The sequence below is a fragment of the Mycobacterium sp. MAA66 genome, from assembly GCF_041261665.1.
Lineage (GTDB): Bacteria > Actinomycetota > Actinomycetes > Mycobacteriales > Mycobacteriaceae > Mycobacterium.
In genome coordinates this window covers 1207393-1232686 of record NZ_JBGCCC010000001.1, presented here as the reverse complement: position 1 = coordinate 1232686, position 25294 = coordinate 1207393, and the positions used below count along the sequence as shown (strand labels likewise).

Genomic DNA, 25294 nt, shown 5'->3' with positions numbered 1-25294 from the left:
GTTTGTTTGCAAGTGGTAGCCCGTAGTAACCCGCGTCTGCTAGCTGGCGATCGACATAGGGCTTGCGACAAACCGACTCGCGGTCCGTATGGTGGTGGTGTTAACGGCACTGCAGATTTTCTTCTGGTCTGTCGACCGGCTGAAGTCCACAGTGCCGCTACCTGTTTGGGGGAACGGGTCCGCCGGCGACGGTGCCGGCAGCCGTGCAGCCTGCGGGAGTCCTGCTGCGGCACCGCGGACGTATTTGGGGGAGGACGTCGAAGTTGGAGAAGGCAGATGCATCTTGCGCGGTGTTCGTCGCAGCGCCGCACCGATCGGCGGAGCATTTGGTCGCGGCGATGAATCAACACCTCGCGGGATACCAACTGTCCGGGGATTGTGGGCCGTCGGTGTGGGGCACCGAGCTCGATACGCAGATCAGGTCGGTGATTGTCACCAGTTCGGTCTACCAACATGACCGGATTTTCAGAGACGCCTTGTTCGGTGCGACTCACGCGCTGGTCGTCAGCTTCTCGAGGGCTTGTGCTGGCCCAATATCGTTGGCATTCAACATACTTGCTGAGCGATATCCGCTGCGTCACGTGTGCGGCACCCCCGGGCACTGCACGCTGGAGGCAGTGGGGCCAACGACCCGCGTACCCCGGTGCGCCGGCGGCGCCGGGCATCCCGCCGTGCTGCAACTGATTGCCCAAGCGGGCCCGGGTGAACTCCGCAGCTAGGCTCGGGTCCTACTCAAAATGGTTGTGGGGCAGCGCTTTGGGCAGCTGCGCGCACCTCGGGAAAGTACTGCTGGCAGTAGGCATAGATTGCAAGTCCATCGAAGATGACCGTGTCGTTGTCGGACAACGCGGAATTGTTCTTGATGTAGACAAGCGTCGAGATCAAGTCACCGCCATGCTGTAGTTCAGAGCACGCCCCGTGAGCGAGGTCGATGGCCCGATCGTTGGTCATGTGAATGCTCTTATCGTTCAACGCCTTCATGAACACCAGGTCGGTGGCACTTTCGGTGCCGACGTCGGCTATGGCTGGCGGCGCGGCCAGCCCGACAGCCATTGCGATGACGGCGGCATTGAGCGACCAGCTCGCCATTCTTGTTGTTTTCATGCGGCAACCCCCAAGCCATTGCATGTTCGACGACAGCGAACGTGAGCGTACGTTGAATTGTGCTGCCCTGGAGCGGATATCGCGACTTTTAGCTGCATCTACGATGACGTCAATTAAATAGGCTTTGTGAATAACTCGCGCAGCCGTCGAGAATTATTCGACTAATCCATCCGTGGAAGGTTGTCGACTTCAGGTGACGATATTTCGCTGGCCAATCCATGGCTAACGGCAATGGGCAATCATGATGGCAAGGACTGCGAATGAGCTGCAATTAAGGTCAGGGCGTTCAAATCAAGCAAACGAACTGCAAATGGCTAAAGATTGCTCCATGGGTAATACCAAAAGTACTATTCCGATTCGGTCGAGGATGACGCACCGCGATCTTTCGCTGGGGGTTGACTCTTGCTGTGGAGATTGCTAGCGGCGTGCGCCCACGTTGAATTCACTGACGCTAGAGTGCTCGCGCCGTCGCTAAGCCAATTTGGTGGAGGGGAAAGGTCGTGTCCGGTGCAGCGAATTCTGTCGGTGTGTTTCGGTCCCCGCTTCGACTGCTCTGGTCCTGGCCGGGTGAACGGGGAAGCGCGGTCCCTACGCTCTGTCGTACACCCCATCTGAAATCAGCGCGTCGTGCCAGCGCTTGGTATCGGTGATCTGGACGAGCGAGGCGATCTTTCTGTCGCGGATGGTGATGTCGTGCGTGAACGCGGCCTCGTACTGCCGGTGCGTGGCCCGGCTGCGCCCGCGGTAGTAGCCGAGCACGATGACGCGATCGCGGCCGACTGCGAGATATTCGTCTGGGTGGGGTGTGGTTTCGTAGTGGGTGTGCGTGGCGCCCCAGACGTCGCGCAGCATCTGTTCGGGGCTGTGCACGATGCCGCCGAGGCCGAATGGCATGCCGTCGCTGACTCGGCCGGTGAATTCTGGATGCAGCAGGCCGGCCAGTGTGGGGCCGTCGCCGGCGGCGAATGCAGCGTATAGGCGCGCGACTACCTCGGTGGCGGGAATCGCGTCAGATGTGCTCATGTGCAGCTTCTTTCGGGGATGGGAATGGACATCCAACCAAGGCGCATTTTTTTAGAGTTATTCATCTAAAACTCTAGTAGAGCATATCCTCTAGTTCATGGGTAGACCTCCGGTGCACAGCGCTGACGACTTCTTGGGCGCCGCCGCGCGCCTGTTCGCGGCGGGTGGGTTGCGCGCGCTGACGATGAATGCGGTTGCCCGCGAGGTGGGAGCCCCAAGCGGTTCGGTCTATCACCGCTACCCCGATCGAGCTGCGCTGCTCGCTGCCTTGTGGATGCGCACCGCACGCCGCTTTCAGAGCGGCTACCTCGAAGTTCTGGGGGAGCGGCCCACCGCCGACGATGCGGTGCGCGCAGCGGTGTGGACCGTTGACTGGTGCCGCACGCACCTGCCGGAGGCTGTCGTGCTGCAGGCCGGCGTGCGGACGTTCGAGCCCGAAGAATGGTCTGAGTCTGCCTGCACCGAACTGGCCACGATGGAGGACATTTCGCAGCGGCGCCTGAGCGGCATAGTGCGGGGGCTGGCCAAAGAGACCGGCCGGCCCCCCGATCAGATCACTTTCGCCATGCTGGATCTGCCACTGGCTGCGATGCGCCGTCACCTTCTGGCGGGTGAACCGCCGCCAAAACGGGTGACCGTGCTGGTCCGCGACCTCGCGGGTGTCATCCTGGCGACGCCCACGGATTAACACAGGAGTGCATCGCCGGCTCTGTTGAGACATGCAGGCGCGAGCGCCCGGTGTGCGTTCCCGGCAATCGCCCACACCAGGCGCCCCGCAGTGCAGTGGTAGTGCAGCATCGTCGTCCATTCCACGTCCGTGTCGGAAACGGTGAACACCATTCGCCCAGCCATGCGTGCCCCGTCGGCGTCCAGCACGAATTGGGTTGGTGTATCGACCAGAATCCGCCAGCCGACCAATGTCCCGTTCGTGCCGCGAGCGGCGAGGCGGAAGCCGAGCAGGCCCTGCCATGCGATGCGGCTGAACGCACGGTTCGCGGTTTCTGCGCCACGCAAACATAGTTGGGCCCACTCACGGGCCGGCCTGCTGCCCGCACCGGAGTTGACGCGGAAGCAGTCCCAGTAGTCGGTGGGAAAGTCTGCCGCCACCAATGGCATTGTGACGACGCGCGACGCGTGGGAAGTGGACACGCTGCCCCCTACGTCGTTCTCAGCAAGGCGGTCACGTTGTCGGCGAACGCCGCAGTGGTGAAACAGGTCGGTTCGGCGAACTCCTCCATGGTGAGCGCGTCGTTCCAGTTGGCGTCCGCGGCGGCCCGCAGCAGCGGTTTGGTCATTGCCACCACGTGTTCGGGCAGAGCGGCGACGCGCGAGCACCATTCGTCGGCGGCGGCAAGCAGCTGGTCGTGGGCGACGACGTCATGCACCAGTCCCATACGTTGAGCGGCGTGGGCGTCGATGTGTTCGCCCCGCAGGTAGTAGGCCAGCGCCCCCTGGTAGCCCAGGCGCCGGGTCAGTGCCCAGCTGGTGCCCACTTCTGGAAGGAGTCCGATGCGGCCGAACGCGGGCACGATCACCGCGTTGTCGCTGGCGATGGTCAGATCGCATGACATCGCCCAGGCCAGCCCGACGCCTGCAGCCGGACCGTTGAGTGCGGCGATGAAGATGGTGTCCGACCGGGCGATGAGTCGTGCGATACCGCCGAACTCGCGTCGAATCCATCGCCACACGTCGGTCATCCCCGCCGGTTCGGTCTGTCTGGCGATTACTTGACTCATCATCTGCAGGTCGCCGCCGGCGCTGAATCCGGCTCCGCCGCCGGTCAATACGACGCTGCGCACGCTCGGCTCGTCATCGATGGATTCGAGGGCCCGGCGCAGTTGGCGCACCAGCGGTGCCGATAGCGCGTTGAGGCGATCCGGTTCGTCGAGTGTGATTACTGCGCGGTCGCCGCGGTGCTCCACGCGCACGCGGCGTGGGGCGTCCGGGGCGTCGCCCTCGGTGATCAATGCCTGGTAGATGGATTGGGTCATCAGCGTTCCTCACTTTCAACACGGCGCCGGGTTGGCTGACCCTGTAGCGGCGAATGCCGCCACCACTATCCGACGAGTGCGGGCAGATCGCGGTCGAGTGTCCACCCAGCCGTTCTAGAGTGGGTCATCTAAAATGATATTAGAGCGCATCCTCTAGATTGACAACGGACCGACGATGGTGTTCGGCGCGGCGCGGCGAGGAGGACGTGCTGCCTTCGGACAAGCTGTGGCGCCTTACGGGCGCTAGCCTGGCGATCATGTCCAACAGCTTCTTCGACAACCCCGTCGCACGCGCATTCAACCGGCTCGCCGTCGGCCTGACCACCGTCCCGTTTCTCGGCGGACTTGTCGGCCGCAATCTGGTCGAGATCCGCTACACCGGTCGCAAATCGGGGCGCAGCTTCCAGACCCCGGTGAACTACCGACTCTCCGGTGATGAGGTCGTCATCAGCGTCATGACTCCGGATGCCAAGAGTTGGTGGCGCAACTTCCTTGGCGAGGGCGGACCCATCACGCTGCTCAACTTCCGCGGCGCCGACCGCACCGGGCACGCTGTCGCCGACCGTGATGACAAAGGCCGGGTCACAGTGCGGGTCGGGCTCGACTAGACGTCGAACCGCTTGCGCCGGTTGAGAATTTGGACCGCCGTCCGGCGCACAATGCGCGAGAACATCAGCCGACGTGGATACGCTGCCGATATGACCCACGCCAACGCTTCTGTCATCCGCTGGGTACGTGAGCACCGGATCGCGGCTGCGACGACCGCCTACGTCGGCTACTCCGTGGTGATGCTCCGATTGGAGAGTCGGATGCGCGCGGCCGGTGGCCCGGGCATCATCCCCTTCGAACTCGCGGGCAGCGCCGCCAAAGCCGAAGACATCATGAGGCGGTGGGGCCAGGACGGCCAACGGGCGGCGCGCCAATCGATGTGGCTCGACTTCGGGTACATGACCACGTACGGAACGCTGCTCGCTCTGCTCATCGAGCGGCGCCGGAGGTCCCGAGAGCACCCCGCGTGGCTGTCGTCCCTGGCTGCGGGCGCTGTCGCGGCCGACGCCGTCGAGGGAGTCTCGCTTATCCGCGTCCTGAACCGGCAGGACATCGCGGTGAACGCGCGACGCGCCCAGGTCGCAGCCTTGATCAAGTTCGGCGCTACAGCAGCGGGTCTCGGGTACTCAATGTGGAAGGCCGAGAGCGCCGGCGGCTGACCGCGTAGTCAACGTCACCGCCGCGCGTCGACCCGAACCGGGATGGGCCCTTTGGCGATGGTGGTGTACGGCGATTCGACGGCAAAGTCCTTGTCCAGCGAGCGGATTCGGGTCGATTGGATGATGGTGGCGAGCGCAAGTGTGGTCACCAGCATCGCGAAGTGTTCACCGATGCACGAACGTGGGCCGGCGGCGAACGGGATGAACTGCCAGCGGTTGCGGTTCTTCGAGTTCTCGGGGCTGAACCGGTCGGGGTCGAAGACCAGAGGGCGTTCCCAGAGGGTCGGGTCTCGGTGCACGGCGCTGATCCCGATGGCCACGATGCTGCCGGCTTCCACGCGGTAGCCGTCGACCACAATGTCGCGCATTGCCAAGCGCCCGACACCTGCTGCCGGCGGGCACAGGCGCAGCGACTCGTTCAGCACCTGGGCGGTGTACTTGAGCTGCGGTAGATCGTCGGGCGTCAGCTCCCGATCGCCGATGGCGGCCACCTCGGCAGCGACTCGGTCCTGCATCTCCGGATGGTGGCCCAGCTGCCACAAGGCGTACGTCAGCGTCGTCGCCGTCGTGTCGTGGCCGGCCAGCATGAAGATCAGCAGGTCGTTGCAGATGTCGTCGTCGGAGAGCGACCGGCCGGTGTCGGGGTCGGTGGCCCCAAGCAGCGCTTTGACCAGGGGCGCATCGCGAGTCGGATCTGCCCGGCACTCCTGCAGGATGTCCATGGTCATGTGGCGCATCCGCGCAACCGCGGCGCGAGCACGACGGCGTCCCGGCGTCGGGAGCCACTGTGGCGCCCGGATCGGCCGCAGGGCGCGGTCGGCCGTGTAACGGGATGCGACGTGCATGTTCTCTGCGATTGTGTTGCTGTGTTCGTTGATGTCGAGACCGAGAATCGAGTAGCCCAGCGACCGCATGGCCAGTCGACGACACTCGATGTCGAGGTCGACTTCGCTGCTTGCGCGCCAGCGATCGGCGGTCGTTCGCGCCGCCTGGGTCATGTGTCCGCCGAAGCCGTCGACGTGCTGTTTGGTGAACACCGGTTGCAGTGCGCGTCTCCGCGGCGCCCATGAGCGGTTGGGTAGCACAAAGAGGTTGTCGCCCACAATGTTTCGTACCTCTTCGTGGATCTGGCAACGCTCGGCAAGGCTGTCGGTGCGGCCTAATACGTCGCGGATACCGCCGGGTGAGGTGACCAGCACAATGGGCGGGGTCACTACCTTGGGCACCACTGCGATGCGGCTCACCGGTCCACCGACTTCACTCAGCAGTACCAGTCCGGTGTGTAATTGCCGCGTCGTGAGCAACTGCCGTAAGGGCAGTGGGTTTCTCGGCGCGAGCGGCAGTGTGCCGACGTCGCGTGCGTCGATTGTTGCGGTCATGACACCAAGAATCAGGCTGCTCCTCGCGGATTGCAAGTACCTGAAGGTGTCCTGGTGTAGAGCCCGTCAGTGCGACAGTGGTCGTGGTACGCCGGCGATGATTCTCGACCGGGAGCGAGAGCCGCCTCTCGTTACGCGGCACAGATGTGCTCGGTGGAGACGACAAGCCGCCGGAATCGCCTCATATGACACTCGCGCCACGCGTGTGCGGCGAATAATGCTTCTCCACTGCTGCATCACCAGGGAGAGTCAGGAGCGTCATGCGGGGGAAACGACTACAGCAATTGATCGCTATCGCGGGCGTGGTGGGGTTGGCGGCGTGCAGTAACAGCACGACGAAAACAAACGAGAGCAGCGGCGCACCGTCCATCACCAGTGAGCCGTTCGGCCAGGTGGGTGGCACCCTGGTGAGTCGATACACACTGAACAACGGTCACGGTGTACGCGTGCGGATCCTGACGTACGGCGGCATCATTCAGTCGATCGAGACGCTCGATCGTGCCGGCCGAGCTGACAACGTGGTGCTCGGTTTCCCCACGCTGGATGGCTACGTGAACAACACCGGCGACGGGAAGACGTACTTCGGTGCGATCATCGGCCGCTACGGCAACCGCATCGCCAAGGGGACCTTCAAGCTGAATGGCGCCACGTACCACGTGCCGATCAACAACAACGGCAACAGCCTGCATGGCGGCACGGTGGGATTCGACCAGAAGGTATGGCAGGCCAGCCCGCAGAACGGCAGTGACAGCGTTGGGCTGAAACTCCAATATGTCAGTCCCTCAGGGGAAATGGGATATCCCGGCGCATTGACGACGACGGTCACCTACACCGTCGACGAGAAGAACGAACTGCGCATCAACTACCACGCGACGACCGATGCGCCGACTGTGGTGAATCTGACCAATCACAGCTACTTCAACCTGGCCGGCGAGAGCACGCTAGGTATTTACAACCAGAAGCTTACCCTCAATGCCGACAATTACACGCCGACCGATGCCACCCAGATCCCGACGGGGCAGATAGCCCCAGTCCAGGGCACCCCATTCGATTTCACGTTGCCGACGGCGATCGGTGAACACATCAATGCCAACGACCCGCAGCTCCTGCTGGCCCACGGCTACGACCACAACTGGGTGATCAACCGCGCCAACAACACTGGGCTGGTGCAGGCGGCCAAGATCGAGGATCCCGAGACCGGGCGCACCCTGACCGTCTCCACGACCGAACCGGGCGTGCAGTTCTACACGTCGAACTTCATCAACGGCGCATTCACGGGTACCAGCGGGCATATCTACCGGCAAGGTGCGGGATTCACCATGGAAACCCAGCACTTCCCGGATTCGCCGAATCATCCCAACTTCCCGAGCACAACCCTGAACCCGGGCCAAACCTACGATTCGACAACAACATTCGGCTTCGGTACCGAGTAGGCGGCGGCACCCGTCGTCAGTCGCCGGCGCTCGAACGGCAGTGCTCGAGCACCAGATCGACGTACTCCGCGGCCAGCCGATGGCAATCGCCGGGCCACCGGCCCGACAGATAGTGGCCGTCCCGCACGGTGAACCCGCGGCCGAGGTGGCCCGAGCTGTCGCGCAACACGGTGAAACTGGGTCCGCGCTCGAAATCCTGCTCCGAGGCCAGAGCCGCAGTGACCTCGGCTTCGACAGTGACCGGGTAGGTGCGGTAGTAATCGCCCAGCCAGAGCCGGGTCAAGCGCCAACCGCTCAATTCCAGAGACTCAGTGAGCGCGGTGGTGCGGCGTCCGTACAGGACGGACCGTCCCGTCGAGGGATCGATCGAGCGGGCGAGCAGGAGCACACCGTGGCAGACGGCGCCCACGGGTAGGTTCCGGTCGAACACCGATACAGCAACCTGTTGTGCCACTGTGGATTCCAGTAGCGAGCGGACACCCTTGGCGTGGCCGCCGGGGATGAAGAGACCGTCGATCTCGTCGATATCGATGCCGTCGTAGGCGTGGGGCCGTGCGAACAGTGGATCGTCGGTCATGCGCCGGTAAGCCGACAGTGCGTCCGGCCGCGTCATGAGAACAGGCGACAGCACCGAGAAGCCCTCGTCCACAAGCCGAGAGTCGGCGTACGCGGGCTCACCGCCTGGGGTCGCGAACTGGACTTCGACTCCGGCGGTCGTCAGGCCGTCCCAGATCACGGCCGACTCGGTGGGGTCGTAATCCATCGCGGGGAGCAGCATCAGGACAACGGGCTTCGACCGGCTCATCTCCAGTCCTCCGAAAGACGCGCGTTCGCCGGGTGCGAGCGCCGTGTCGACAGCATATTGAGGACCGGACACGGTGTCGACGGCGTAGGGGAGTGCGGCGAATCAGGGCCGCCGATTGCGCCGCCAGATATCTGTGCACAACACGGTGGCAAAACCGCACCACAGCGGATAGAGCGCCAGCGGTCTTGCGCGCGGACCGAGGACGGTTTGTGCACGCCGAGCCAAGTCGACGCTGCTGGCGGTCAGGCCGGCACTGACCAGGACTGCAGAGCCAATCCGGTGTCTTCTGAAGAACACCCACGACCAGGCCGTATTGAGCACCAGATTGACCGCAAGCGCGGCTTGATAGCCCCGGCGTTCACTCTCGGCCCCGGAAGCATTCAGTCGATCAATCGTGGCGGCTGATACAACCGCGATGTCGGCATACAGCGCGGGCCAGACAATCGGGAACACCGCTTGCGGTGGCTGATAGGCGGGTTTGTCCAGTTGTTCGTACCAGTGCGATCGGACGGCAGGGCCGGTCGCCAGACCGCCCAAGGCCGCACTCGCGGCACTGGCTGCTCCGGTGATCAGGAGGGTGGTGATTCGCACCGGACTCCTTTCGTCGATGACGTTCAACTAGCAGCCGTCAACATCGGCATGGTCAAAATCGTTGTGGCACTGACTGTTCAATTGCCAAGTCGCCGAAGCTGAACGCTTCGGGCCTGGCGGTCAGCCGCCTCGGCTAGTCGTTTTCGAGGCTACCAGAATGTGCCCGGCCGGCCTTGATGGCCCGATAACGCAACAGCGCTTCGGCCCGTTCGTGCCCGTGATCGACGATCGGTGACGGATAGCCGGCCGGTCGCGGTCCATTCTTCAAATGTGCGTCGTCGACGGTGGCCAGCTCGGGAACCCACCGGCGAACGTAGTCACCGTCCGGGTCGAATTTCTGCCCCTGCGCTGTCGGGTTGAACACCCGAAAATACGGCGCAGCGTCGGTGCCGCTGCCGGCGCACCATTGCCAGCCGTGCTGATTGTTCGCGACGTCGCCGTCGAGCAGCTGTTCCAAGAACCAGCGGGCTCCCCACTGCCACGGCAGATGCAGGTCTTTCACCAGGAATGAGGCAGTGGCCATCCGAAGTCGGTTGTGCATGAAGCCGGTCTCGCGCAATTGACGCATACCGGCGTCAATGAACGGGAACCCGGTCCGACCGTCCTTCCACGCTTCGAATAGTTGCATCGCAGCCGTGTCCGTGTCGGTCTCGATGGCGTCGAAGTCCCGGTTCCAGTTGCACCACCCACTGTGCGGCCAGTGGTGCAGCACCGCGGCGTAGAAATCGCGAAAAGCCAACTGGCGCAGGTATGCTGCGTCGCCTGGTTGGTCCAGCGAGAGATCGGTAACCAGGGTGCGCGGGTGGATGGTGCCGAACTTCAGATGTACCGCCATCTGGCTGGTCGCGTCGATGTTTGGAAAGTCGCGCTGTCCGGCGTAGTTCCCCAGGTTCTCTTCGATGAACTTCTGCCACTGGAGTAGGGCATGCTGCTCACCGGCGGCGCAGTGCAGTGGCACCCGTGGGTTTGGTATGTCCACCGATCCGGTTGAGGCGTCGGACAGCTCAGCCGGCTCAAGCCAGCGGGCGCATTGGACATCGGATTGGGCGGGCGCCCGCCAGCCGTGCTCGCGCCAACGTCGGAAGAATGGTGTGAACACCCGATATGGGTCGCCGTCGTCTTTCACCACACGGCCCGGCGAGACCAGATAGGGGGAGCCGGTCATGACCAGCGGCACCGCCCCAAGCGCTGCCTGAACCCTCTCGTCGCGGCGACGCCCGAAGGGGGTGAACTCGGCTGAAACGTGAACTGCACTGGCGTTGAGTTCTTTGGCGATCAACGGAATTCGCTCTTCCGGAAGCCCGCGGGTTACCAGTAGCCGACCGTCGAGATCGTCGTGTAGGTGTCGGAGGCAGTCGCCCAGAAATTGCAGTCTGCGCGCACCGGAGGAAGCCTCTAGGCGAGGATCCAACACAAAGCAGCCGAGAACCTCCGGGCCCGCATTCGCGGCGGCGAGCAACGCGGGATGATCGCGTAGCCGCAAATCACGGCGAAACCACAGAAGTGAGGGCATGAATCTATCCTGGTCGTCGGTCATGCGCCGGACCAGGCGGGGTCGTACGAGAGGTCGGACCTGCAGCTTGCGGACAGCCAGCGCAGCGTACTTGGGGCAGGATGGATGCCGACAGACCGCACTCGTATCCAACGAGGAGTACGCAACGTGACTGACGTCCTCAACCACAGACACCTCGCCGGCGCAGCCGCTGCTGTTGCGGCATTGGCTGCTGCGGTGCTTAATCCGCCTGCAGCACAGGCAGATACAGCTGGTTACCTGATCAACATCACGGTGCGACCCGGCTACCAGTTCGCCGGGCCCGACGATGCGCTGCGCTACGGGCGCGGATTGTGCGACGACGTCGGCGCGGGCCATCCCTATTCTGTGGTGATCGGCCAGGTCAAGGCTGATCAGCAGACCGCCGATGAATACCAGGCCGGCTATCTGATCAACCAGGCCATCGATGAGCTGTGCCCTGAGCAGATTTGGCAGCTGCGCCAGTCCGCAGCCGGATACAAACCGACGTCGGAACCGGGATGAGAGCCACCGCCGCGGCTCGGGACGTCGTTCCGTACCCCGCGGTGCGGGCCCCTGATGGTGACGGGTTCGATTCAGTCTGACGCTAACGGTGTCCACGGCCGTTGCCGTTGCGCAGAATCGAGTTCTGATCGACAAGGGAGCGTGGATGTATCAGGGCCGCAGTGTCCGGGCATCGAAAGTGGTGCTGACGGTGGAGCTTCCCACTGCGACCGACGATGCTCAGGATCAGGTAATGGCCCTGATCGACGAGTTCAGCGCGTACATGGCGTATCGGGTGCCCGGTGCCCGGGTGGGAAAAGCGGCGATCACCCCGGATTCTGGCCCGACCTCGGCGGCGGTGCCGGCCGGCGGATTGGTCATCGACCGATCGACACGGCAGGTCAGCGCCGATGGGCGGCCGATCTCGATGGCGTACAAAGAATTCGAATTGCTCGCGTACCTGGCGCAGCATCCCCGTCGGATCATCTCCCGCGAAGAGTTGATCGAGAACGTCTGGGACTACGGGTTTGCATCACTGCGGACGATCGACACCCATGTCCGCCGCATCCGGATAAAGCTGGGGGTCCATGCGATGACGTTGACGACCGTGCGCGGCCAGGGCTACCGGTTCGATCCGCACCCTTCGACGCGATTCCGGGGCCAGCGACCGATCCGGTCCGCCTGACCTTCAGAACGCGGCAACAACCTGGTCTCCGTACGCGCGGGCCAGAAATGCCCGCACGGATTCTGACTGTAATGCGCTAGCCAACAACCTGATTGGCTCACTGTGGCAGTTGTCCGGTCGCGCCACGAGGTATTCGGCATAGGCGCTGTTCGCCCGGTCGCAGTACAGCGCCGAGCGTAGGTCGATCTGGCGATCCATCGCGTAGTTGCCGAAGAGGAAAACCAGATCGAAGTCGGCCAGGACATCGGCAAGACGCGCGCTGGCAATCTCTTTGAACAGCAATTGTTTTGGGTTGTCCGCGATCGCGTCCAGGCCTGGATGGTCGAGCGCCTCATGGCGAAGGGTCAGCAGACCCAGCTCGTGGAGGATGCGCAGTGCCCGTCCGACGTTCGCCGGATCTCCGGGAAGCGCCACCTGTGCGTACGTCGGCACATCGGCGAGATCGGCAATGGATTCTGAGTAGAGGGCGAATGGCTCGATGTGCACCGGTGCGACTGGGATCAACTGCAGGGCCGAAGAGGCGTTGAACTCTTGGAGAAAAGGCAAATACTGAAAGAAGTTTGCATCGATGGACCCGGTGACCAGGTGCCGGTTCGGCTCATCGAATGTATCGAATACGTCGATGTGGAGGTCGATTCCGTCACGAGCGAGGGCTGGCCGGATGTGGTCCAGGATTTCTGCGTGGGGCACCGGAGTCGCACCCACGCGTAAGACCTCGCCGGATCCCCGTATCGATCGAATAGTGCCCATCGGCAACCCCTTTGGATGATGCTCGCCACCGTCGTGTGACAGGAACACTACCGATGGTCGCGCGATCTGTGAACCGTCACGTGCCCTCAGTGTTACCCAATGTTACGTACTGTCAGCGCCGGTGTACTCCTGGCTGGAGCCGTCGAGCGGAAGCCAATAGTTTTTGTATTCAACAACATTCATCGAGCATCTAGGGGACTGGTCGTGACGGTCGAACATACCGCCGCACGCGCCGATGGCGGTTCTCCCGCCGTCGGTGAGCGTTTACGCGGAAATCTAGGAATCCTGGCCATCGTCTTCATGGTGCTGGCCGCGGCGGCACCCCTGGGTGTCATCGGTGGTCCGGTGCCGCTCGGCATCGCAACCGGCAACGGCCCTGGCTTCCCGGCAACCTTTGTCATTGCCACCGTCGTGCTGCTGTTGTTCGCGATAGGTTTCACCGCCATGACGCCCTTCGTTCGCGAGGCCGGAGCGTTCTTTTCCTATGTGCAGCAAGGCTTTGGGGTCAGTCCGGCGATAGGTGCGGCGTTCGTGGCAGTGCTCACCTACGCGTCCATGGAAGCCGCCGTGTATGGCCTGTTGGGTCCTCAGCTCGGCGGCCTGCTGGCCTTGGTCGGCGTACCGCAGCTGCCGTGGCCGGTATGGGCCTTGGCCGGGCTCGCGGTCATCACGTATCTGGGCTACCGCAACATCGAGCTCTCCAGTCGAGTGCTTGCCGTCCTGCTCATCGCCGAGATCGCCATTGTCGTTGTGCTCGACGCTGTGATCGTCGGCCGCGGCGGTGACCATGGATTGTCGACAGGACTGCTCAACCCGACGGAGATCGTCTCGGGGGCACCAGGAATCGGGCTGCTCTTCGCGATCATCTCGTTCCTCGGATTCGAGGCCACGGCCATCTTCCGGGACGAGGCACGCGACCCGGACCGGACCATTCCCTACGCGACCTACATCGCGCTGGCCGTCATCGGACTCTTCTACACGGTGTCGAGCTGGGCACTGATCTCGGCCTGGGGCGACCACGAAGCTGTGGAACGCGCAACGAATTCCGGCGGCACCATGCTTGTCGACACCGCGCAGCGTTACCTCGGTGCCGTCGGCGCCGACGTGATTCAGGTCCTCTTCGTCACCAGTCTCTTCGCCTGCATCCTGTCCTTTCACAACGTGGTGTCCCGATACCTCTTCGCGCTGTCCGGCCGCGGAGTTCTGCCCGCTGCCTTTGGCCGGCCGCACACCCGTCATGGCTCACCACACATCGCGTCGCTGGCACTGTCGGCGCTGATCCTTGCCGTTGTCGGCGTGGCCACTGTGGCCCAACTCGATCCCAGTACCGAGTTCTACACCTGGCTCTCGGGGATTACGACGGTCGGTGTTCTCGCGCTGATGGTGCTGACCAGCGCAGCGGTCCTGAAATTCTTCTCGCGCGACCGGCGGCACTATTCGTTGTGGCGAGTCCGTATCGCCCCGGCTCTCGGACTAGCCGGATTGGTGGCGTTCCTCGGGTTGATCCTGGTGAACCTGAAAGACCTGGTCGGCGGTTCGTCGGGATTGGCCTTGGCCGTGATCCTGGTGCTCGTGCTGAGTTTTGTCGGCGGTGCGGTACTGGGCTTCAGGCGAGCCCGAGTGGTGCCACCTCGCAGCCAGACGTCTATCGATGTAGCAGAGGAGGGCTGACATGTCCGTGACCACAGAAGCCGGAATTGACCAGCGACACAGGGGCTTTGTCGACCTGATCGACACCGCGGTGATCACCGAGGTCGAGGTCGCTTGGAGCGACCAGTTCGGTCACGCACTGGGCAAGCGGGTACCCGCGGACCAGTTCCTGCAGCGCGCCGAAGCACCAGGTTTCGGCTTCTGCGATGGGGCACTCGCGTGGAACACCAACGCGCGGGTAATCGAGAGCCTTCGCCTCACCAATTGGAATACGGGTTACCCCGACGCGTTCGCGATACCCGATTTGGGTACTTTCCGAGAGCTGCCCTGGCGGCCCGGCGTGGGGCACGTCATCTCCGACATCGTCTCCCACGATCGGACGCCGTCACCACTGGATCCCCGAGGTGTCCTACGGCGAGTGATCCGGCGGCTCGAGATACTTGGATACACGGCCAAGGTCGGTGCTGAGTTCGAGTTCTACTTGCTCAATCCTGATGGATCGATCTTCCAGAACGACGTGCACGCGTACTCATTACAGAACGCCAACACATTGGAGCCACTACTCGGTGAGCTCTATTCGGTGTTGCGATCGTTCACCTCGTTGGAGGGGTTGCTCACCGAGTACGGACCCGGTCAAGTCGAGGCGAACCTGGTCTACAGCGACGCGCTCGACGCCGCAGACAACAGTGCCAGGCTCAAGTACGCGGTAAAGGAAATCGCCCGGCGTAACGGCAAGTTGGCGACGTTCATGCCGAAGCCGTTCTCGGAGCATTCCGGCAGCTCTGCGCATCTCCATATCTCCCTGTGGAGGGACGGTGAGCCGGTGCTGGCCGGCGGCGACGGAACAGAGAGCCAGATCGGACTACATGCGATAGCCGGTCTACTCGAACACCTGCCATCGATCACGTTGTTCGGCGCACATTCGGTAAACGCCTACCGCAGGTATGTGCCCGGATCGTTTGCCCCGGCCACTCTGACCTGGAGCCGGGACAACCGTACGTCCGCAGTCAGGTCGCTACTCGAATCCTCGCCGGGGGCAACGCGAATCGAGCTCCGAACGGGCGCATCCGATGCAAATCCATACTGGCTCATCGCATCCGCGCTGGCTGCCGTAGTCGCCGGCCTGGAAGCCAGGCGTGATCCGCCGGGACCGCTGACGGGCAACCTCTACGACGTCGGTGTGCGGCTGCCGGAATCGCTCGGCGTCGCCATCGCCCTGGCCCGCAGTGATGACGCCATCTTGGACATCCTGGGCGCCGACTCGGTGCACGACTTTGCCGAGATTGCCCAGAGTGAGTGGGACGAATATTCCAGTGCGGTCACCGACTGGGAATTCCAGCGCTACCTGGCCAACTCATGACCGCCACACTGACTGCGCCTCGATTCGGGGTGTGGGCTCCCGTCTATGGAACATGGGGTGCCAGAACGCATCCCATCGAGATGCCCGACGCGAGTTACCGGCGTACGCGCGATCTCATTGTGCGGGCCGAACAACTGGGCTTCGATTCGACCCTGGTGGCCCAACACGTACTGCACCCGGGCGGCCCCGAACACGACGTGCTCGAAACCTGGTCGACGCTGGCAGGGCTCGCCGAGGCCACCAGCCGTGTCGAATTGATCGGTGCGATAAAGCCACTGCTGTTCAATCCGCTGGTGTTTGCGAAAACTGTTGCAAATATCGAGCAGATTGCCGCCGACAGGTTGGCGATCAATCTGGTCAGCGGATGGTTTCTTCCCGAGCTGGAAGCGATCGGTCTGGGTGACGTCACCCATGGTGATCGATATGAATACTCACGCGAATGGCTTGACGTGGTCGGGCGACTGTGGCGCGGTGAGGCCATCGAGTCGGGGCTTGACGGGGCAGTAGCAGCCGGCGCCCAGTTGCGGCCCGCGCTCACGCGTGCACCTCGGGTCTATCTGGGCGGTGAATCCGACGCGGCCCGGGCCTTGGCCGCAGCGCAGGCCGATGTGTTCTTCCTGAACGGACGGCCACCGGCTGAGGTCGCCGAACTCGTTGACGATATGCGGCGGCGCGAACGAAATAAGCTGGATCCGTTGCAGTTCGGCTTGTCGGCGTTTGTGATCGCCAGGGAGTCAGAGGAAGAAGCTCAGCGCGAGTTCCACTACCTGCAGAGCCTCGTCGACAGTTCGGGGCAACGTGACCGCACCGCGGGGGCCGATGCGGCCACTGCGATGTTCAAGGTCCATGAGGGTGTCGCTCGTGTCGGCACCAACGGCGGCACCCTGGCCGGACTGGTCGGCAGTTACGAGCAAGTGGCCGAACGGATCACGGCGTTCGCCAATCTCGGCATCGACCTGTTCATGCTGCAGTTCCAACCGCTGGAAACCGAGATGGAACGTTTCGCCACCCACATCATGCCCCTATTCCGATGAGCTGAGAAGGAAAACCCCATGACCGTAACGGCATTGGCCGCTGGTTCCGTCGCTGATCGGCGGGCACTACTGGAGTCGGTCGTCGAAACACTCGCCGAGGAAGACGCCCGATACGAACTGAACCGCACGTTGCACCACGAGTCGACACGGGCGATCGCGGACACCGGGGTACTCGCGTTGCGGATACCGCGCGAATTCGGCGGCCCCGGCGGTTCCATCGTCGACGTCGTCGCGACGGTGATCGACATCGCGGCGGCGAGCTCCAACGTGGCCCAGGCTCTCCGCGCCCATTTCGGATTCGTGGAACGGCTTCTGGGTAACCGCGGCAGCCATGTTCTACGTGCTCGGTGGTTTCCCGAAATCATCGGCGGAAAGATCGTCGGCAATGCGATCACAGAAGCTGTCGGCGCATCGCCGGCGTCGACTGGCACCACGCTGCGTGCCGACGGTCCCGGTCAATATCGGTTGGACGGCCGCAAGTTCTACTCGACCGGCACCTTGTACGCAGATCTGATCGCGGTCTCCGCCGAGCGTGAGGACGGCCGAGAAGTGCACGTGATCATCCCTGCCAACCGACACGGGGTGACGTTGTTCGACGACTGGGACGGATTCGGGCAGCGGCTGACTGCCAGCGGGGCAACGTCATTCGACGCCGTGCCGGTCTACGACGAGGAGATCTCGCTGGTTCCAGAAGACCGCCGCCTGGCACACAGCCAGACCTTCTTGCAGCTCTACCTGACGGCGGTGGCCGTGGGAATAGCCAAGGGCGTGTTGCGCGACGCGATCTGGTTCATCCAGAACAAGGCACGTCCGGCAGCACATTCGCTCGGTACTTCAGCCACGCAGGATCCGTTCGTGCTGCAGGCCGTCGGGGAGATAGCGGCCTGGACGTCGACCGCCGAGGCCGTCACCATCAGTGCTGCGGAGGCACTGGATCGAGTGGTGGATTCGGATCGGATCGACGACCAGCAGGCCATCGGTGCTGCGGCGATCGAGGTGGCCAAGGCGCAACTCGTCGCTGAACGGCTCACTCTCGACGCCGCACAGCGGCTGTTCGACACCGCCGGCGCGTCGGCCACCGCGCGGACACTGAATCTGGACCGCCACTGGCGTAACGCGAGAATCATCGCAAGCCACAACCCGCTTGCATACAAAGCCTGGGCAACTGGAGATTTCGTCGTCAATGGCACACTTCCGCCCAACTCCGGATACTTCTGAGCAGGTGCCGTCAGGAAGGACCCAAAGGTGACCCCACGGGTTGTCGTCGTGCCGCGTCGGTTGTCAGTTGGCGACGATCCCCGCGTCACCGCTGCGAATGAGCTCTTCGAGCGGATCGTCGAGCTGGTGCGCAGCGCGGGACTCACACCGCTCGTGGTCGACGATCCGTTTGTGTCGTTGTCCGATGCCGGCGGACTCGTGCTGACCGGCGGCGGCGACATCAACCCGCTGCGCTACGGCCGGGCCGCGACCCCTGCGGTGTACGACGTCAACGACGAGCAAGACGAACTCGACTTCACCCTGGCCGCACGGGCACAGGACGTGGGCCTACCAGTGCTCGGAATCTGTCGCGGAGCACAAGTGCTGAACGTAGCGCGCGGCGGCGATCTCCACATCGATCTGGCGCCAGGCGAAGTAGCGCACCAGAGCGCAACTGCCGGTGAGGTATTCGCGTGGCACCCGGTCAACCTCGCGACGGGTAGTCGCGTTCGTGCTGCACATGACGCGGACACCGTCGTCGTCGCATCGGCTCATCACCAGGGCATCGCGTCGCTGGGTACAGGTCTCGTGGCCACGGGATACGCGCCAGACGGTTTGATCGAAGCGTTCGAGGCGAGCGACGGTTGGGTGCTTGCCATCCAATGGCATCCGGAGGCGCCCGGCACGTCGGAATCGGTGAAACGCGCACCCTTCATTGCGCTGGCGCGCGCCATCGCGTCAAATCGGCTGGAGTATCCGGCTCTAGCTGATCAGACCGACGCGATGTAGTTGCTGCTGTAGAACTCTCGTGGCATCTGCGAGTGTGCGGACGGCAGATCGACCGCGAGCCACACGCCGGTGGTGAAGCGTGCAAGTGGAGCCTGCAGCGTCACGCTGCCGGTACCGAAATCATCGGTGTGCAGCAGTCCGGTGGTGATGCCGGGGTCGCCTGCTGCGCAGCCCAGTACCGCGTGTGGGGCTGGAATCATCCGGACGACATACTGGGCGTTGTCTGCGCCCTGTGTCATGTTGATGTGCGCGACAGCGGTTTGCCCGTCGAAGGTGATATCCGCAAAGGACGTTGCCCCGGCGCGACCGAATTGGGATGTCACGGGCTGGAAGTCGCAGGTGTGCATGTTTGGGAGTAGGAGCATCCGATGCGCCGGGGACGCCCATACCGGTTCGGCGCCCGCGACCGTGGCGGCGACCGCCATTGCCACCGCCACGGCTACCCGTGGGCATCTGGTGTTTGACGAATCCGGCGGATTGTCCATAAGCCCTCTCGCTTTCGTGCGCCGGTGCCGGGACCTTCTTTGGTCGTGATGTCCGAAATCGGCTGTGCACTGTGTATTCAGTAGCGTAGGAAGCGCGGCGTGCAATCGGATCGTGCTGCGGTCGGAAATTTCGACCTGGACCTTCTCCTACCGCAGTAGGGGTCGACCACCGTTCCGCGGGTGGGCCGATCTGCGCAATTACTGCAACTCGGCTGCACTAATAGTGAAACTGCATTGCACTAAAAATATGGCCATCGGCACCCGGCTCCTCACGGGTCGATCTCGCCGACCGGTCGTAGATGAGTCGGTACTTGGCAGCATCGGATCGAAGGTCGGCGCACCTCCTGCGAAGCGCCTGTCTCTCAATTTGGTGTGCCGGCCGGAATCAGCTGGTGACCAGCGATGGTCGGATTGTCAGGGGCGAGAATTTGTCGGTGGCCTCTGCGATGATGGGGTTATGTCCACCGCCGCAACACCTTTGGCCACCGGGGCGTATCCCGGTGAGCGCCTGGAGGTGTTGTTCGAGGAGATCGCGGAGCTGACCGGTCAGCGCAACGCGATCGACGGTCGTCTGGTGCACATCGTCGCCGAGATCGAGCGCGATGGATTGTGGGGTGCCACCGGCGCCCGGTCACTGCCATCGTTGGTGGCCTGGAAAACCGGGGTGACACCACACAATGCAGCGGTGATGGTCGCGGTCGCCCAGCGGCTGGCGGGGTTCCCGCGCTGCGCCGACGGGATGCGCGAAGGCCGGCTGTCGTTGGATCAGGTCGGGGTGATCGCCGAACACGCTGCCGAGGGTTCCGATGCGCACTATGCCGAACTGGCCGCAGTGGCTACCGTCACCCAGTTGCGCACCGCGGTCAAACTGGAACCGCGCCCTGACCCCGATCCGCGGCCTGAGCCGGAGCGCTTCATCACCAAGACGATCGGCGACCAGTACACGACCTGGCGGATCCGGTTACCCAAGCTGCAGGCCGCGACATTCGCCGCCGCGTTGGCATCCCATCACGATGGGTTGATCGCGGACTGGAAACGTGATCACGACACCGAGGCGTCGGTGTCGGAGCAGGCGCCGCCGTTCCCCGACATCGTCGATGCGTTCATGAGCCTGATCGAAGCGGGCTGGGACACCGAGGTGGCCCGCCGCCCGCACGGACAGCACACCACCGTCGTCGTACACCTGGACATCGAAAATGACATGGCCGCATTGCATCTGGGCTCATTGCTCACCGATGACGAACGTCGATTGCTGCTCTGCGACACCACCTGTGAAGTATGGCTAGAGCGCCGCGGGCAGGTGATCGGCGCCGGACGTACCACCCGGCAGATCAACCGCCGCCTACGCCGGGCCCTGGAGCACCGGGACCGGTGCTGTGTGGTGCCCGGCTGCGGGGCCACCCGCGGCCTGCACGCCCACCACCTCCAGCGCTGGGAAGACGGCGGCCCCACCGAACTACACAACCTGGCACTGCTGTGCTCCTACCATCATCGATTGCATCACCGCGGCGCCATCACCATCACCGGACCCGCCGACCAACTCATCGTCACCGACACCACCGGACAACAACTCACCAGCCGGTCACTGGCCCGTCCGCCAACCACCCCACCACCCGACGTCCCACCATGCCCCGGACCCACCGGCGAACACGCCCAATGGTGGTGGTACCAACCATTCCACCCACCACCACCGGCAATCAACTAGGAGACGTTCGGCGACGCAGCGAGTTGGATCGACATAACGCTTAGCGTTTCCATGTCGCTACTCCTTTTGCAATCGGCCGGCGCGGCGTCCCTTACTCTGACACGCGTGACCGAGAACGACGACAGCCGGCTTCAGATTCGCGGTTCGGTGCAACTGCGTCGCAAACGCTGCACCGTCACCACCGCGGATGAGCGTCTGCTGGACCGACACGATGACACCCAATGGCTGCACACCGACCCCTGGCGGGTGCTGCGGATTCAGGGCGAGTTCGTCGAGGGATTCGATACGCTCGCCGAAATGCCCAAGGCTGTAACGGTTTTCGGCTCCGCTCGGACCGAACAGGACTCGCCCGAGTACCGGCTCGGGCGTGAACTGGGAACCGCGTTGGCGCAAGCCGGCTACGCGGTGATCACCGGAGGCGGTCCCGGGGCGATGGAGGCGGCCAACCGTGGGGCCAGCGAGTCCGGCGGCTACTCAGTCGGTCTGGGTATCGAGCTGCCTTTCGAACAGCGACTCAACCAGTGGGTCGATCTCGGGATCAACTTCCGTTACTTCTTTGTCCGTAAGACGATGTTCGTCAAGTACGCGCAGGCGTTCGTCTGCCTGCCTGGAGGATTCGGAACTCTCGACGAGCTGTTCGAGGCCTTGACGCTCGTGCAGACACACAAGGTCACCGAGTTTCCGATCATCCTGCTAGGAGTCGATTACTGGTCGGGTCTGGTCGACTGGATCCGCAACACGGTTCTGCCGGGAGGAAAGATCTCCGAATCCGACCTTGCCTTGATCCACTGCACCGACAGTGTGGCAGAGGCGATGGACCTCATCGTTGCGTCGTCGCCGTAGCCGTCCTGCCGCTCAATCCAGTCGCCCGGCGTCGGTCAACGACAGCACCGCCGTTCCGGCCTCGTTCGAAGCAGCGAGGTCCACTTCGACCTCGAACCCCCAATCGTGGTGGCCAGAGGGGTCATCGAGGATCTGCCGCACCCGCCACACATCGGGCTGCCTATCGAAGACCAGCAGTGCTGGACCGCGGGCGTCGGGGCCGGTGCCCACGTCGGAGTGTTCGTCGAAATATCCGGCCCCCAACGCTGCCCAGCGTTCCGCGGTCCACCCCGTAGCACCGTCGAGCTCGCCCAGTTGGTCCCACCGCTGCCGAGCGAACAGCTCTACCCGCCGGAATAATGCATTGCGCACCATCGCGGTGAACGCGCGGGTGTTGGCGGTGAGCGCCCGTACCGGCGTCGCGACCGATACCTGCTGTGGCTCGGCACCGCTGGTCAACTCCTCCCATTCGTCGAGCAGGCTCGAATCGACCTGGCGGACAAGCTCGCCCAGCCACTCGACGATGTCGGTGATCTCCTCGGTACGGGCAGTGGCCGGGACGCCGGACCGCAATGCCTTGAAGGCGTCGGACAGGTACCGCAGCACCGCTCCCTCGGACCGCATCAGGCCGTAGCCGCTGACGAATTCCCGGAATGTCATCGCGTGCTCCCACATCTCACGCACGATCGACTTGGGGGAAAGTCGTCCGTCGGCCGCCCATGGGTTGCTGCGTAGGTACACCTCGAATGCATGGCCGAGCAGTTCGTCGAGTGGTTTGGGATAGGTGATGTCGTCGAGAAGCTCGATTCGTTCCTCGTACTCGACACCGTCGGCCTTCATCTGCGCAACGGCTTCGCCTCTGGCCTTGTTCAACTGGGCGGCCAGGATCTGGCGTGGATCCTCCAGTGTCGCCTCGATCACCGAAACCACGTCCAGCGCATGGCTTTCCGATGTCGCATCGAGCAGGTCGATGGCTGCCAGTGCAAAGGTGGACAGTGGTTGGTTCAGTGCGAAGTCAGGTGGCAGGTCGACGGTCAGCCGATACCGGCGCCCGTCGGCTTCCGGTTCTTCGAGACGCTCGATCACCCCGGCCTGCAGCAGCGAGCGGGCGATACCGACCGCCTCACGGATCAGTCGCAGCTGCTTCTTGCGCGGCTCGTGGTTGTCGGTAAGCAGTCGGCGCATGGCTACGAACGGATCTCCGGGCCGATCCACGACGTCGAGAATCATCGCCGTCGACACCCGCATGTTGCTCGTCAACGGCTCCGGAGCGGCGTCGACCAACCGGTTCATGGTGGCTTCACTCCACGGCACCATGCCTTCGGGAACTTTGCGGCGCACCAGCTTTCGCCGTTTTTTCGGATCGTCGGCCACCTTGGCGAACTGCTTGAGGTTCTCTACTTCGTGTTCGGGTGCCTGGACCACGACGGTGCCTGCGGTGTCGTAGCCGGCCCGTCCGGCGCGGCCGGCGATCTGGTGGAATTCACGGGCATTGAGCAACCGGGTGCGGGTGCCGTCGTACTTTGACAACGCCGAGAACACCACGGTCCGGATCGGCACATTGATGCCGACGCCGAGGGTGTCGGTACCGCAGATGACCTTGAGCAGGCCGGCCTGGGCGAGTTGCTCCACCAGTCGCCGGTACTTGGGCAGCATCCCGGCATGGTGCACCCCGATCCCGTGCCGGACCAGCCGCGAGAGTGTGGCGCCGAAGGCCGACGAGAAGCGAAACGCACCAATGGTTTCGGCGATTGCCGCCTTCTCCTCCTTGGTGCTGACATTGACGCTCATCAGCGCCTGCGCGCGCTCCAGCGCCGAGGCCTGGGTGAAATGCACGACATAGATCGGTGCCTGTTTGGTGTCGAGCAAATCTTGGATCGTCTCGTGCATCGGCGTCGTCGCATACGAGTAGAACAGCGGCACCGGGCGTTGGGCACTGGCGACCAGAGCGGTCGGGCGTCCGGTACGGCGGGTGAGGTCCTTGCGCAGAAACGTGACGTCGCCGAGGGTGGCGGACATCAAGAGGAACTGGGCGCGCGGCAGTTCCAGCAGGGGCACCTGCCACGCCCAGCCGCGATCTGGATCTCCGTAGAAGTGGAACTCGTCCATCACCACCAGCGCGATGTCGGCCTGCGCACCCTCCCGGAGTGCGATGTTGGCCAGCACTTCCGCGGTGCAGGTGATGATCGGCGCGTCGGCATTGACTGCCGCGTCACCGGTGAGCATGCCGACGTTGACCGCGCCGAACACGTCACACAGGGCGAAGAACTTCTCACTGACCAGCGCCTTGATCGGCGCGGTGTAATAGCTGCGGCCGATACCTGTCTTACTCGTCGCGTCCGCACCTGCGGCCAGCGTCGCGTAGAGCGCACCGGTGGCGACCAGCGACTTGCCCGATCCGGTCGGGGTGGCCAGCACCACGTTGGCGCCGCTGACCAATTCGATCAGCGCTTCTTCCTGCGCCGGGTACAGCGACGTGCCATTCGCCTCCGCCCACGCGGCAAAGTCGGTGTACAGCGCGTCGGCATCCGCGCTGCGCGTGCGCAGCGCGGACAGGTCATCCGGGTCATCCAGAAGGAGCGGGGGATCGGGCAGTGGGGCGGGCATCGCTGTCAAGCCTGCCTGATCCTTGGGAGCTGTCGCGGACTGGGCCCGCGACGCCACCTCACGTAGCTGCGATCCCGTTCATGATGAGTTCGATCACGTCCTGGGCCACAGCGTCTTTCGTCTTTTCGGAGTTGATGACGTTGTGTAGCAGAGCGGTCATCATCATGGCGCCGAAGATACTGATCGCGACGGTCTGCGGATCGTCGATGTCCTTCAAAGAGCCGTCGGCAGCACCCGCCGCAAGTACCCGAGCGATCGGCTCGTAGAAGGCCTCTTGCACAGACGACGTCAGCTCGGGTAACCGAATTGCGCGTCCGAGGTCACCGACGAGTGCCCGGCTGGTGCCTGGGCGGTCCATGGTGTGGGCGATCTGGACCTGGATTACGGCCGCTAATCGGTCCCGACCCAGACCGGGGCCGTCGGCGGCCGCGGCGACCTCGCGTGCCAGTCCGCCGAAGGAATCGCGGAGAAGAAAGGCCAGGATGTCGTCCTTGCCTTTGAAGTAGTAGTAGAGCGTCGCTTTCGGGACGCCCGATGCCGCGGCAATGTCTTCGATCTTGGTGTTCTCCAGGCCGCGGGCGGCGATGAGGTCTGTCGCGGCGTAGAGCTTGTCAGCAACCGACGCGGGCACCGTTCGCCCATTTTGTTCAGCCACGAGCGCA

General features: G+C 63.6%; 25 protein-coding genes. 13 read left to right on the top strand and 12 right to left on the bottom strand.

Annotated features, from left to right (window positions below):
* Positions 1–732: 732 nt before the first annotated feature.
* Both ABIA30_RS06020 and ABIA30_RS06015 read right to left on the bottom strand, forming a co-directional pair.
* Complete coding sequence (locus ABIA30_RS06020; RefSeq protein WP_370062996.1) at positions 733–1104, bottom strand: DUF732 domain-containing protein; 372 nt, start codon at positions 1102–1104, stop codon at positions 733–735.
* Between the two features lie 588 nt (positions 1105–1692).
* Positions 1693–2127 (bottom strand): nuclear transport factor 2 family protein, encoded by a 435-nt coding sequence (locus tag ABIA30_RS06015; protein ID WP_370062994.1) that lies wholly within the window; start codon positions 2125–2127, stop codon positions 1693–1695.
* A 97-nt stretch (positions 2128–2224) separates the two neighbouring features.
* Here ABIA30_RS06015 and ABIA30_RS06010 point away from each other — a divergent pair, with 97 nt between their 5' ends.
* Positions 2225–2815, top strand: a complete 591-nt coding sequence (locus ABIA30_RS06010; protein WP_370062992.1) for a TetR/AcrR family transcriptional regulator — start codon at positions 2225–2227, stop codon at positions 2813–2815.
* On the opposite strand, the gene ABIA30_RS06005 is transcribed toward ABIA30_RS06010, so the two are convergent.
* A complete protein-coding gene (locus ABIA30_RS06005) occupies positions 2812–3234 on the bottom strand; it encodes a hypothetical protein (RefSeq protein ID WP_370062990.1) in 423 nt (140 codons plus the stop codon). The genes ABIA30_RS06010 and ABIA30_RS06005 overlap by 4 nt on opposite strands.
* A 50-nt stretch (positions 3235–3284) precedes the next feature.
* The gene (locus tag ABIA30_RS06000; RefSeq protein ID WP_370062988.1) at positions 3285–4118 is read right to left on the bottom strand and encodes an enoyl-CoA hydratase/isomerase family protein; all 834 of its coding nucleotides are present in this window, start codon (positions 4116–4118) and stop codon (positions 3285–3287) included.
* Between the two features lie 257 nt (positions 4119–4375).
* On the opposite strand from ABIA30_RS06000, the gene ABIA30_RS05995 reads away from it, so the two are divergent.
* Both ABIA30_RS05995 and ABIA30_RS05990 read left to right on the top strand, forming a co-directional pair.
* Positions 4376–4726 carry a hypothetical protein gene (locus ABIA30_RS05995; RefSeq protein ID WP_370062986.1) on the top strand — a complete coding sequence of 117 codons (351 nt, stop codon included), beginning with the start codon at positions 4376–4378 and terminating at the stop codon, positions 4724–4726.
* Between the two features lie 90 nt (positions 4727–4816).
* Positions 4817–5326 carry a hypothetical protein gene (locus ABIA30_RS05990; RefSeq protein WP_370062984.1) on the top strand — a complete coding sequence of 170 codons (510 nt, stop codon included), beginning with the start codon at positions 4817–4819 and terminating at the stop codon, positions 5324–5326.
* A gap of 14 nt (positions 5327–5340) precedes the next feature.
* Here ABIA30_RS05990 and ABIA30_RS05985 read toward each other — a convergent pair whose 3' ends face one another.
* Positions 5341–6705: a cytochrome P450 gene (locus tag ABIA30_RS05985; RefSeq protein ID WP_370062982.1), complete on the bottom strand. Its 1365-nt coding sequence runs from the start codon at positions 6703–6705 to the stop codon at positions 5341–5343.
* Between the two features lie 260 nt (positions 6706–6965).
* Between ABIA30_RS05985 and ABIA30_RS05980 the strand changes: the two genes are divergently transcribed.
* Positions 6966–8138, top strand: coding sequence for an aldose epimerase family protein (locus ABIA30_RS05980; RefSeq protein ID WP_370062980.1), 1173 nt, complete (start codon positions 6966–6968; stop codon positions 8136–8138).
* Between the two features lie 16 nt (positions 8139–8154).
* On the opposite strand, the gene ABIA30_RS05975 is transcribed toward ABIA30_RS05980, so the two are convergent.
* From ABIA30_RS05975 to ABIA30_RS05965, 3 genes are all read right to left on the bottom strand, one after another.
* Complete coding sequence (locus ABIA30_RS05975; protein WP_370062978.1) at positions 8155–8943, bottom strand: type 1 glutamine amidotransferase domain-containing protein; 789 nt, start codon at positions 8941–8943, stop codon at positions 8155–8157.
* Positions 8944–9045: 102 nt separating this feature from the next.
* On the bottom strand, positions 9046–9534 hold the full coding sequence (locus ABIA30_RS05970) for a TspO/MBR family protein (RefSeq protein WP_370062976.1): 489 nt from the start codon (positions 9532–9534) through the stop codon (positions 9046–9048).
* 133 nt (positions 9535–9667) lie between these two features.
* Positions 9668–11047: a deoxyribodipyrimidine photo-lyase gene (locus ABIA30_RS05965; RefSeq protein WP_370062974.1), complete on the bottom strand. Its 1380-nt coding sequence runs from the start codon at positions 11045–11047 to the stop codon at positions 9668–9670.
* 147 nt (positions 11048–11194) lie between these two features.
* Here ABIA30_RS05965 and ABIA30_RS05960 point away from each other — a divergent pair, with 147 nt between their 5' ends.
* A complete protein-coding gene (locus tag ABIA30_RS05960; protein WP_370062972.1) occupies positions 11195–11569 on the top strand; it encodes a DUF732 domain-containing protein in 375 nt (124 codons plus the stop codon).
* Positions 11570–11657: 88 nt separating this feature from the next.
* On the top strand, positions 11658–12233 hold the full coding sequence (locus ABIA30_RS05955) for a winged helix-turn-helix domain-containing protein (protein ID WP_370062970.1): 576 nt from the start codon (positions 11658–11660) through the stop codon (positions 12231–12233).
* Positions 12234–12236: 3 nt separating this feature from the next.
* Here ABIA30_RS05955 and ABIA30_RS05950 read toward each other — a convergent pair whose 3' ends face one another.
* Positions 12237–12983, bottom strand: a complete 747-nt coding sequence (locus ABIA30_RS05950) for a MetQ/NlpA family ABC transporter substrate-binding protein (protein ID WP_370062968.1) — start codon at positions 12981–12983, stop codon at positions 12237–12239.
* Positions 12984–13187: 204 nt separating this feature from the next.
* Between ABIA30_RS05950 and ABIA30_RS05945 the strand changes: the two genes are divergently transcribed.
* The 5 genes from ABIA30_RS05945 (at position 13188) to ABIA30_RS05925 (ending at position 19013) form a co-directional block, all read left to right on the top strand.
* Positions 13188–14654, top strand: coding sequence for an APC family permease (locus tag ABIA30_RS05945; RefSeq protein ID WP_370062966.1), 1467 nt, complete (start codon positions 13188–13190; stop codon positions 14652–14654).
* Position 14655: 1 nt separating this feature from the next.
* On the top strand, positions 14656–15993 hold the full coding sequence (locus ABIA30_RS05940) for a glutamine synthetase family protein (RefSeq protein WP_370062964.1): 1338 nt from the start codon (positions 14656–14658) through the stop codon (positions 15991–15993).
* 80 nt (positions 15994–16073) lie between these two features.
* Positions 16074–17027 carry an LLM class flavin-dependent oxidoreductase gene (locus tag ABIA30_RS05935; RefSeq protein WP_370062962.1) on the top strand — a complete coding sequence of 318 codons (954 nt, stop codon included), beginning with the start codon at positions 16074–16076 and terminating at the stop codon, positions 17025–17027.
* Positions 17028–17045: 18 nt separating this feature from the next.
* The gene (locus tag ABIA30_RS05930; RefSeq protein WP_370062960.1) at positions 17046–18245 is read left to right on the top strand and encodes an acyl-CoA dehydrogenase family protein; all 1200 of its coding nucleotides are present in this window, start codon (positions 17046–17048) and stop codon (positions 18243–18245) included.
* Between the two features lie 27 nt (positions 18246–18272).
* On the top strand, positions 18273–19013 hold the full coding sequence (locus ABIA30_RS05925) for a gamma-glutamyl-gamma-aminobutyrate hydrolase family protein (RefSeq protein WP_370062958.1): 741 nt from the start codon (positions 18273–18275) through the stop codon (positions 19011–19013).
* Here ABIA30_RS05925 and ABIA30_RS05920 read toward each other — a convergent pair.
* Positions 18995–19438 carry a hypothetical protein gene (locus ABIA30_RS05920; protein WP_370062956.1) on the bottom strand — a complete coding sequence of 148 codons (444 nt, stop codon included), beginning with the start codon at positions 19436–19438 and terminating at the stop codon, positions 18995–18997. The two genes, ABIA30_RS05925 and ABIA30_RS05920, sit on opposite strands and share 19 nt — an antisense overlap.
* Positions 19439–19955: 517 nt before the next feature.
* Here ABIA30_RS05920 and ABIA30_RS05915 point away from each other — a divergent pair.
* On the top strand, positions 19956–21203 hold the full coding sequence (locus ABIA30_RS05915; RefSeq protein ID WP_370062955.1) for a DUF222 domain-containing protein: 1248 nt from the start codon (positions 19956–19958) through the stop codon (positions 21201–21203).
* Between the two features lie 105 nt (positions 21204–21308).
* Positions 21309–22046 (top strand): TIGR00730 family Rossman fold protein, encoded by a 738-nt coding sequence (locus tag ABIA30_RS05910; RefSeq protein WP_370062953.1) that lies wholly within the window; start codon positions 21309–21311, stop codon positions 22044–22046.
* Positions 22047–22058: 12 nt separating this feature from the next.
* On the opposite strand, the gene ABIA30_RS05905 is transcribed toward ABIA30_RS05910, so the two are convergent.
* Positions 22059–24632 carry a DEAD/DEAH box helicase gene (locus ABIA30_RS05905; RefSeq protein ID WP_370062951.1) on the bottom strand — a complete coding sequence of 858 codons (2574 nt, stop codon included), beginning with the start codon at positions 24630–24632 and terminating at the stop codon, positions 22059–22061.
* Positions 24633–24690: 58 nt separating this feature from the next.
* A complete protein-coding gene (locus tag ABIA30_RS05900; RefSeq protein WP_370062949.1) occupies positions 24691–25287 on the bottom strand; it encodes a TetR/AcrR family transcriptional regulator in 597 nt (198 codons plus the stop codon).
* Positions 25288–25294 lie beyond the last annotated feature (7 nt).

Bases quoted from the DNA above. Each gene is read 5' to 3' on its own strand.
- ABIA30_RS06020 (WP_370062996.1), bottom strand. From the start codon at position 1,104: ATGAAAACAACAAGAATGGCGAGCTGGTCGCTCAATGCCGCCGTCATC.
- ABIA30_RS06015 (WP_370062994.1), bottom strand. From the start codon at position 2,127: ATGAGCACATCTGACGCGATTCCCGCCACCGAGGTAGTCGCGCGCCTA.
- ABIA30_RS06010 (WP_370062992.1), top strand. From the start codon at position 2,225: ATGGGTAGACCTCCGGTGCACAGCGCTGACGACTTCTTGGGCGCCGCC.
- ABIA30_RS06000 (WP_370062988.1), bottom strand. From the start codon at position 4,118: ATGACCCAATCCATCTACCAGGCATTGATCACCGAGGGCGACGCCCCG.
- ABIA30_RS05995 (WP_370062986.1), top strand. From the start codon at position 4,376: ATGTCCAACAGCTTCTTCGACAACCCCGTCGCACGCGCATTCAACCGG.
- ABIA30_RS05990 (WP_370062984.1), top strand. From the start codon at position 4,817: ATGACCCACGCCAACGCTTCTGTCATCCGCTGGGTACGTGAGCACCGG.
- ABIA30_RS05985 (WP_370062982.1), bottom strand. From the start codon at position 6,705: ATGACCGCAACAATCGACGCACGCGACGTCGGCACACTGCCGCTCGCG.
- ABIA30_RS05980 (WP_370062980.1), top strand. From the start codon at position 6,966: ATGCGGGGGAAACGACTACAGCAATTGATCGCTATCGCGGGCGTGGTG.
- ABIA30_RS05975 (WP_370062978.1), bottom strand. From the start codon at position 8,943: ATGAGCCGGTCGAAGCCCGTTGTCCTGATGCTGCTCCCCGCGATGGAT.
- ABIA30_RS05965 (WP_370062974.1), bottom strand. From the start codon at position 11,047: ATGCCCTCACTTCTGTGGTTTCGCCGTGATTTGCGGCTACGCGATCAT.
- ABIA30_RS05950 (WP_370062968.1), bottom strand. From the start codon at position 12,983: ATGGGCACTATTCGATCGATACGGGGATCCGGCGAGGTCTTACGCGTG.
- ABIA30_RS05940 (WP_370062964.1), top strand. From the start codon at position 14,656: ATGTCCGTGACCACAGAAGCCGGAATTGACCAGCGACACAGGGGCTTT.
- ABIA30_RS05935 (WP_370062962.1), top strand. From the start codon at position 16,074: ATGCCCGACGCGAGTTACCGGCGTACGCGCGATCTCATTGTGCGGGCC.
- ABIA30_RS05930 (WP_370062960.1), top strand. From the start codon at position 17,046: ATGACCGTAACGGCATTGGCCGCTGGTTCCGTCGCTGATCGGCGGGCA.
- ABIA30_RS05920 (WP_370062956.1), bottom strand. From the start codon at position 19,438: ATGGCGGTCGCCGCCACGGTCGCGGGCGCCGAACCGGTATGGGCGTCC.
- ABIA30_RS05915 (WP_370062955.1), top strand. From the start codon at position 19,956: ATGTCCACCGCCGCAACACCTTTGGCCACCGGGGCGTATCCCGGTGAG.
- ABIA30_RS05905 (WP_370062951.1), bottom strand. From the start codon at position 24,632: ATGCCCGCCCCACTGCCCGATCCCCCGCTCCTTCTGGATGACCCGGAT.